Source organism: Micromonospora sp. NPDC002411 (assembly GCF_053592955.1).
In genome coordinates, this window is the sequence record NZ_JBSFBM010000300.1 from 1 (window position 1) to 8,369 (window position 8,369).

General features: G+C 73.4%; 8 protein-coding genes and 1 pseudogene. 4 read left to right on the forward strand and 5 right to left on the reverse strand.

Annotation, left to right across the window (positions count from 1 at the left end; all coding sequences use genetic code 11):
* The 3 genes and pseudogenes from ACWCO3_RS27275 to ACWCO3_RS27285 all read left to right on the forward strand — a co-directional run.
* Positions 1 to 111 (forward strand): annotated as a pseudogene (locus ACWCO3_RS27275) (ABC transporter ATP-binding protein); the annotation flags it as partial.
* Positions 101 to 985, forward strand: a complete 885-nt coding sequence (locus ACWCO3_RS27280) for an ABC transporter permease (RefSeq protein WP_450012746.1) — start codon at positions 101 to 103, stop codon at positions 983 to 985. The pseudogene ACWCO3_RS27275 and the gene ACWCO3_RS27280, both read left to right, overlap by 11 nt.
* Positions 986 to 988: 3 nt before the next feature.
* Positions 989 to 1,420, forward strand: coding sequence for an RrF2 family transcriptional regulator (locus tag ACWCO3_RS27285; protein WP_145779072.1), 432 nt, complete (start codon positions 989 to 991; stop codon positions 1,418 to 1,420).
* A gap of 107 nt (positions 1,421 to 1,527) precedes the next feature.
* Here the strand turns inward: ACWCO3_RS27285 and ACWCO3_RS27290 are convergent, their stop codons facing one another.
* From ACWCO3_RS27290 to ACWCO3_RS27310, 5 genes are all read right to left on the reverse strand, one after another.
* Positions 1,528 to 1,728 carry a hypothetical protein gene (locus ACWCO3_RS27290; protein ID WP_354886628.1) on the reverse strand — a complete coding sequence of 67 codons (201 nt, stop codon included), beginning with the start codon at positions 1,726 to 1,728 and terminating at the stop codon, positions 1,528 to 1,530.
* Positions 1,729 to 2,007: 279 nt separating this feature from the next.
* Positions 2,008 to 3,324 (reverse strand): DEAD/DEAH box helicase, encoded by a 1,317-nt coding sequence (locus ACWCO3_RS27295; RefSeq protein ID WP_145779070.1) that lies wholly within the window; start codon positions 3,322 to 3,324, stop codon positions 2,008 to 2,010.
* Between the two features lie 224 nt (positions 3,325 to 3,548).
* Positions 3,549 to 3,752, reverse strand: coding sequence for a transcription antiterminator/RNA stability regulator CspE (cspE, locus tag ACWCO3_RS27300; RefSeq protein ID WP_007464836.1), 204 nt, complete (start codon positions 3,750 to 3,752; stop codon positions 3,549 to 3,551).
* A 226-nt stretch (positions 3,753 to 3,978) separates the two neighbouring features.
* Entirely contained in the window at positions 3,979 to 7,395 is a 3,417-nt protein-coding gene (locus tag ACWCO3_RS27305) for an ATP-dependent helicase (RefSeq protein ID WP_450012749.1), read from the reverse strand.
* A gap of 22 nt (positions 7,396 to 7,417) precedes the next feature.
* Complete coding sequence (locus ACWCO3_RS27310; RefSeq protein ID WP_450012751.1) at positions 7,418 to 8,266, reverse strand: RecB family exonuclease; 849 nt, start codon at positions 8,264 to 8,266, stop codon at positions 7,418 to 7,420.
* An 11-nt stretch (positions 8,267 to 8,277) separates the two neighbouring features.
* On the opposite strand from ACWCO3_RS27310, the gene ACWCO3_RS27315 reads away from it, so the two are divergent.
* On the forward strand, positions 8,278 to 8,369 hold a 92-nt coding region (locus ACWCO3_RS27315), incomplete at its 3' end, for a hypothetical protein (RefSeq protein WP_450012753.1).

Here is an 8,369-nt window from a genome sequence, read left to right on the forward strand (position 1 = left end):
ACCGAGGTGGACATCCCGCGCCCCCGACGGATCGACTCCCCCGAGGTCGCCGCCATCGCCGCCGAGGTCACCGAGCGGCTCCGTACGGAGGTGGGCCGCCATGGCCAATGACACGCTGACCAGCGCCGCGCGTACCGACGCGCAGATCTCCGGCCTGGACGCGCTGGAGATCGCCGGGCGGGACGCGGAGGTCACCCGGGGTGCCCGGATCTGGGCGGCCACCTGGCCGAAGTTGGCGGCTCTGGCCATCGCCATCGCGGCCTGGCAGGTGGTGGTCTGGTCGGGCTGGAAGCCGCCGTACTCCCTGCCCGGGCCGCTGGAGGTCGGCCATGAGCTGGCCGCCCAGGCCCAGGGCCCGCAGCTCTGGGAGGGCCTGCTCACCACCCTGCGGCGGGCTGCCGTCGGCTACGTCTTCTCGGTCGCGGTCGGCCTGCTGCTGGGTCTGGCGGTGGCCCGGTCGAAGGTGCTCCGCGCCGCCATCGGCTCGATGATCACAGCGTTGCAGACCATGCCGTCGATCGCCTGGTTCCCGCTGGCCATCCTGCTGTTCGAGCTGAGCGAGAAGGCGATCTTCTTCGTGGTGGTGCTCGGCGCCGCGCCGTCCATCGCCAACGGGGTCATCTCCGGTGTGGACTACGTGCCGCCGCTGCTGCTGCGCGCCGGCCGCAACCTGGGCGCCCGGGGGCTCAACCTCTACCGGTACGTCATCGCGCCGGCCGCCCTGCCAGCGATCGTCGCCGGGCTCAAGCAGGGGTGGGCGTTCTCCTGGCGCAGCCTGATGGCCGGTGAACTGATCGTGGTCGGCATCTCGCAGACCTCGCTCGGCGCACAGCTGACCTACTCCAGAGAGCTGTCCGACGCACCCTGGCTGCTCTCCACGATGATCGTCATCCTGGTGCTCGGCCTCGGCGTGGACGCCGCCTTCGGCGCGGCCGACAAGGCGATCCGGCGGCGCTGGGGCGTGCTCGACCAGGCGGGCAACTGACCCGTGTACGTCTCCGCGCGCAGCGACTACGCGCTCCGGGCGATGCTCGCCGTCGCCGCCAGTGGTGGCGGCGACGGCGAGAGCGGTGAGCTGGTGAAGGCCGCCAGCCTGGCCGAGGCGCAGGACATCCCGCTCAGCTTCCTGCAGGGAATCCTGCTCGACCTGCGCCGGGCCGGTCTGCTGCACAGCCATCGCGGCGCCGACGGCGGGTACGCGTTGACCCGTCCGCCGGACGAGATCACGGTCGGGGACGTGTTACGGGCGGTCGGCGGCTCGCTCACCACGGTGCGCGGCCTGCCGGCCGAGCGCGCCGGCTACCACGGGGTGGCCGCCGGCCTGACCGACGTCTGGTTGGCGGTGCACGGCGCGATCGCCACTGTGGTCGACAGCACCAGCCTGGCCGACCTGCTCACCCACGCTCCCACGACCTCGTGAGCCAGGGAGGCGGTGTGGTCGGGTCGGTGCCCCGCCGACCCGACCACACCTCGTACCGATCCTGACCGGGCCTGCCCCTCCGCCGGCGCCGGTCGGCCGGTCGCTGCTCAACCCACGTGTGCGACAGCGGGGCCGGAGCCCTGGTCACCGGGACCGCGCAGCTCCACCAGACCCGCGGGAGCGTTACCCGCCGAAGTGGCATGCCAGGGCGCGAAGGCCGCAACCATGGCGAGCAGCAGCCCGGCGAGCGCGACCGCGACCACCAGGATCAGTTCCCGCAGTGCACCCGAGCCGGCTTCGCCCGCCATGGTCACCCCTCCCGTGCCGGGCCCCCCGCCCGACATCCCCCGGTGGTCAGCCTCGACCACCCTCAGCCGGGACACAGTCGGCCAGCCGACCAAGGCGAGGCTGATTACCGACTCAGACGAGCGGTCGGACAGCGCGGCCGATCGGCCACCGCATCGTCCCCACTGACCGGGCCGCGACGGACCGGGACCAGAGCGCCGCGCGTCGACCGCCGGCCCGTCCCCACAAACGGAACCGACCCGCCCCGCGGAAGCGGGGCGGGTCGGTCGAGGCGCAGGAGATCAGACGGTACGGGGACGGCGCGGGCGGCGGGACCGGCCCGACGCCCGGTGCGCCGGGCGGGCGCCACCGTCGGCGGTGGAGCCGCCCGAGGTGCGGGCCCGGGCGGTCTGCGCCGGCGGCGGGGCGACGATGGTCACCGGTACGCCGGACGGCTCGCGGGCACCGGTCACCCGGGCCAACGCCTCGCCGTCGGCGCGCACCTGGACCGACTCGGGCCGGATACCGGCGGTGGCCATCAACCGGGACACGTCTCGGCGCTGCTCGGGCAGGACCAGGGTGACGACCGTGCCGGACTCGCCGGCCCGGGCGGTACGACCGCCCCGGTGCAGGTAGTCCTTCGCCTCGGTCGGCGGGTCCACGTTGACCACCATGTCCAAGCCGTCCACGTGGATGCCCCGGGCCGCCACGTCGGTGGCGACCAGTGCGGTCACCTGGCCGTTGCGGAACTGCTCCAGGATCCGGGTGCGCTGCGGCTGCGACTTGCCGCCGTGCAGCGCGGCCGCGCGTACCCCCTTGGACAGCAACTGGCGTGCCAGGCGGTCGGCGCGGTGCTTGGTGCCCATGAACAGGATGGTGCGGCCCTCGCGGGCGGCGATCCGGGTCAACGCGTCGGGCTTGTCCAGCGCGTCGACGTGCAGCACGTGGTGGGTCATCGCGGTGACGGTGGCGGTGCCCGGGTCGACCGAGTGGGTGACCGGGTTGCTCAGGAAGCGACGGACCAGCCGGTCGACGCCACCGTCCAGGGTGGCCGAGAAGAGCATCCGCTGCCCCTGCGGCGCGACCTGCTCCAACAGTTTGGTGACCTGCGGCAGGAAGCCCATGTCGGCCATCTGGTCTGCCTCGTCCAGCACGGTGATCTCGACCTGGTCGAGCCGGGCGTCACCGCGGTTGATCAGGTCGTGCAGGCGGCCGGGGGTGGCGACGACCACCTCGGCGCCAGCACGCAGGGCGTCCGCCTGCCGCTGCAACGACAGCCCGCCGACGACGGTGGCGCAACGCAGGCCGACGGCACGCGCGTACGGGGCGAGTGCGGTGGTGACCTGCTGGGCCAGTTCGCGGGTCGGCACCAGCACCAGGGCGAGCGGGCGGCCCGGACGGGCCTTACGGCCGGCGGTGCGGGACAGCAGAGGGAGCCCGAAGGCGAGGGTCTTGCCGGAGCCGGTACGACCCCGGCCCAGCACGTCCCGGCCGGCGAGCGAGTCGGGCAGCGTCGCCGACTGGATCGGGAACGGCTCGGTGATGCCCTGCGCGGTCAACGCGGTGAGCAACGCCGGAGCCAGGCCGGTATGTGCGAAAGAAGGAATAACTGTGGTCATGCGGAAGCCTTCCTCGACGCGGCACGTGTCGAGGGAGGGCGCCGAAAGTCGGCGCTGTCACCGGCGGCAGGAAGGCAGCCAGGACTCACAAGCACGAACCGATTGGAGTACGGGCCGGCCCGCCACCGGGCCGCCGCCTGCGTTGGCAGGCGGCGGCGAGGCGGGCCGGTCCCGTCACCGTCACACCCGGAGGGCGCGACAGGTAATGCTGACCGATCCGAAGATCAGAGCGGGCGGATGTTCTCCGCCTGCGGGCCCTTCTGGCCCTGGGTCACCTCGAACTCGACCCGCTGGTTCTCGTCCAGGCTCCGGTAGCCGGAGGACTGGATCGCCGAGAAGTGGGCGAAGACGTCAGCGCCGCCGCCGTCCGGGGTGATGAAGCCGAAGCCCTTGTCAGCGTTGAACCACTTCACGGTGCCAATAGCCATGTGTTTCGTCTCCTTGACGGAACGTCGGACCCGCACTTGTTGCGTGCCCGAAGAGGAGCGCTCCGCGCGGGGATGCGCGAATCGCCTGTCGCTTCTGGTCGCCCCGCCCGGAGAACTCCGGACACAACAAAGAGCGCCTGGGGCCACAATCCCGCCAGGCGCACACAGAGTCTCTGGTAACCAAAACTGCAACCCGGTCAACCTACCACGGATTTCCCCGCCATGGTCAATGTTGGGCGGAATCTTCGGGCAACTGCGTGATCATGGCCGTGAGCCCCGCCACGTCCAGCAGATCGGCAGGCCGGACGGTCACCCCGTGCCGGACGTAGTGGAACGCGGCGCCCACCCGGTCGACCGGCACACCGGCCAACTCCGCCCAGGCCAGTCGGTACACGGCCAACTGCACGGCGGCCACGTCCGCCGCCGGCCCGGTCGGCTGCGCGCCGGTCTTCCAGTCGACCACGTCGAACCGCCCACCCGGCCGGGCGAAGACCGCGTCCATCCGCCCCCGCACCACGACCCCGGCGATCACTGTGGCGAACGGCACCTCCACCTCCACCGGCGACCGGTCGGCCCACTCGCTGGCCAGGAACCGCTCCTGGAGTTCGACCAGTGCCTCGTCGGGCGCGGCGTCCGCGTCGGCCGCACCCGGCAACTCGTCCAGGTCCAGCAGGCGGTCAGCGCCGAAGCGCTGCTCCAACCAGGCGTGGAAGGCGGTGCCTCGACGGGCGTACGGGTTGGGTTCGGTCGGAACCGGACGACGCAGCGTACGGGCCAGCGCCGCCGGGTCACGCCGCAACGCCACCAGCTGGGTGACGCTCAACTGCCCGGGCAGTGCCACCTCGACCGCACCGGAGAGCCTGGTCAGCTCGGCCCGTTCGGCCAGCAGCAGATCCGCCTCGCGCTGCCAGCGCGCCACCTCCGGGTCCGGCTCCGGCTCCGTTCCCTGCTCGACCGACGCCAGTGGCCCGGTGGGCACCGCCCCGACCGGACCGGGCAGCACCGCGCTCGGGCCGTCGGTCATCAGGCGGCGCACCAGCCCAGCCGCCTCCGCCAGCGCCGGCCGGCGGCCACCCAGCGGATCGGCGGGCCACTCCGCGCGGAGCACCACCTCGGCCGTGGGGTTCGTCGCATCCGGAGTCGGCTCCGGCGCCCACACGTCGATCAGGTGCCCCGGCCCGCCGTCGAGGCACGCGTCGTACACCTCGCGGAGGAAGACCGACGGACCTCGCGGTCGCTTGGTGCCCTCCCCCCACCAGTAGCCGGAGCAGAGCAGCAGCCGGCGCGGCCGGGTGACCGCCACGTACGTCAGCCGGCGCTCCTCCCGCTCGTCGTGGGCCCGCCACGCGTCGGTGAAGTCGGTCACCGCCCGAGCGACAGCCCGCTGGTCGGCCGCCTCGTCGAGCGCCAGCTCGGGCAACCCGTCCGCGTCACCGCGCAGCGGGAACGGCAGCACGCCCAGCCCGCCCAGCCAGTGGTCGGAGTTGCGGACCGGACCCGGCCACAGCCCCCGGCTCAGCCCGGCCACCGCCACCACGTCCCACTCCAGGCCCTTGGCGGCGTGTGCGGTGACCACCTGCACCGCGCCCTCCACCACCTCGACCTCGCCCGGTGCCAGGCCGCGCTCCTCGTCCTCGGCAGCGGCCAGGTACGACAGGAAGCCGGAGAGCGTCGCGCCCGGCGTCTCCCCACTGAAGCGGGCCGCCACGTCCCCCAACGCGTCCAGGTGCCCCCGGGCCAGACCCGCGTCGCCAGCGCCGTCGCGGCCGGCCCGCACCGCGACCTCCACGTCCAGGCCGATGGTCCGCTCGATGTCCGCGATCAGATCCGGCAGGGCCTGGTCCAGTCGGTAGCGCAGCAGGGCCAGCTCCAGCCCGTACGCGCGCAACCGAGCGAACCCCTCCGCCGAGTACGCCTGCGCCGGGCCGAGATCGGCCAGTGCCTCCACCAGGGTCGCCTCGTCCAGGAGGTCCGGGCTGATGTCCGAGGCGTCGTCGGCGGCGACCTGCCGACGGGAGTGGGCGATGGCCCGAGCCCGCCGGTGCAACGCCACCAGGTCCCGTGGCCCGATCCGCCAACGGGCGCCGGTGAGCAACCGCAACAGCGCGGCACCGTCGGTCGGATCGGCCAGCACCCGCAGCGTGCAGACCACGTCACGGACCTCGGGAGTGTCCAGCAGGCCGCCCAGCCCGACCACCTCCACCGGAAGGCCGCGCTCGCGCAACGCCGACTCGATCGCCGGGATCTGGCTGCGTACCCGGACCAGCACGGCCGTCGTCGGACGCTGCGCCACCGGGATGTGCTCGGGAGCCGCGCCCGGCATCCGGGCCGCACCGCGCCAGGCGGCGAGCACGCTGTCCGCGATCCAGTCCGCCTCGTCGGCGTACGTCGACAGCATCGCGCAGTGCACAGTGCCCCCGGCCGCACCACCGGGGCTGCGGTGCGGGATCGGCTCCCGGACGGTCAACGCCGAGCGCAGCTCCGGCACCTGGGCACCCGCCGCGCGTAGTGGGGTGGACAGCGCGTTCGCCACCCGGAGGATCTCCGGGCGGTTGCGCCAACTGGTGGTGAGGCCGAGCGCCTGGGCGGGTCGACCGTCGACGCGGGCGAACTCGGCGGGGAACCGGTCCAGGGTGCCGGCGCTGGCCCCCCGCCAGCCGTAGATGGACTGACACGGGTCGCCCACTGCGGTCACCGGGTGGCCGCCGCCGAACAGCGCGTTGAGCAGCACCACCTGGGCGTGGCTGGTGTCCTGGTACTCGTCGAGCAACACCACCCGGAAACGATCCCGCTCGATCTGGCCGACCGCCGGGTGATCCCGGGCCACCCGGGCCGCCCGGGCGAGCTGGTCGGCGAAGTCCATCGCCTCGAAGTCCTCCTTGCGCCGGGCGTACGCCCGCACCAGCGGCAACAGGCGCAGCCGGGTCTGTTGCAGGGTGAGCGCCTTGCGCACGTCGGCGTACACGCGGCCCGGCCGGGACTGCACCTCGGCGAAGAACCGTCCCGTCCAGGCCGCCAGCTGGTCCGGTGCGACCAGGTGCTCGTCCAGCTCCCCGGCGAGCGCCAGCACCGCGTCGGTGATGGTGCTCGGCATCCGATCCACCTCGGACATGTCACCGTCGTAGTTGCGCACCAGCAGGTCGACCAACTGCCACCGGGAGGCCTCGGTGAGCAGCCGGGTGGACGGCTCGTAACCGGCCCGGAGCCCGTGCTCGGTCACGATCCGTCCGGCGTACGAGTGGTACGTGGAGACGGTGGGCTCGCCGGCGAGCGGGTCGTCCAGCGGGTCCCGGCCCTGCCGGCCGACTCTGCGGATCAGTTGGTCGAGCCGGGCACGGACCCGGTGGGCCAGCTCGCCGGCCGCCTTGCGGGTGAAGGTCAGCCCGAGGATCTGCTCCGGGCGCACGTACGAGTTGGCCACCAACCAGACCACCCGCGCGGCCATCGTCTCGGTCTTGCCCGACCCGGCGCCCGCGACCACCAGCAGCGGCTCCACCGGGGCGGCGATGATCGCGGCCTGCTCCCGGGTGGGCGCCGGCAACCGCAGCAGCTTGGCCAGTTCCGTCGGCGTGTACCGGGGGCCGGAGTCGGCCCGCCGGGGCGTCGGCGCGGGGCCCGCGCCGAACAGGGTGGGCTGACTCACGGTGCTGTCTCAGCTCGCAAGCTCACTCCTCGCCCTCACGGGCCCGTCGGACGGTCGGCGGCTCGACCACCTGGCGTCCCTGCCCGGAGACCGGGCAACTGGTCCGCACCGGGCAGACCCGGCACTTCGAGTTGGCGACCGCGGCGAACGTGGCGGCTGCCATCGTATCGGCGGTGCGCCGGACCAGTGCCGTCGCCCAGCCGGCCGCCGGTCCTTCACCGGCCGCCGGCTGGTTCTGCTCCCGGGCGTCCTTGGCGGAGGTGCCGAGCTGCACCAGCGCGGCGCCCCCCGACTCGTCCCCGAACTCGGCGAACGCCCCCGCCTCCACCGCCGCCTGGTAAGCGCCGAGCTGCGGATGTTCGGCCAGCTCGGCACCGGTGACGGCAGTGGACTTGCCGGTCTTCAGGTCGATCACCACGAGTCGCCCGGCCTCGTCGATCTCCAACCGGTCGACCCGCCCGGCCAGGTCCACCGGCCGGTTCGGATCGTCCAGGCGGACGGCGAACTCGTGCTCGATGGCGAGCAGCCGCCGTGGGTTGGTGGCCAACCAGCGCAGCAGCTTGTCGACCATCGCCTCGGCGCGCTCGCGCTCCGGCCCGGCCATCCACCGGGCGGCCAACTCGATCGCGTCGAACCGGGCGGCCACGTAGTCGAGCAGAGCGCCCCGGTCGGCGCTGGCGTCCTCGGCGAGCATCGCGGCGGCGTGGACCAGGTTGCCCACGCCCTGCGCCGTGCTGGTCGGGCCGCTACCGCCGTGCCGTTCCAGCAACCACCGCAGGCTGCACCGCAGTGCGCTCTCCATCGCCGACGGGGTGACCCGTACCGGCTTACCCTCGTCGACCAGCGGCCGGTCGTCGGAGAGCGCGCGCAACCCCCACCAGCGTGGACCTGTCGACCCTCGGCGACGAGTTGACCGGCTTCTCCGCCGCCGACTGCGCCGCGCTGGTGCGGGAGGCGGCGCTGGCCGCCATGCG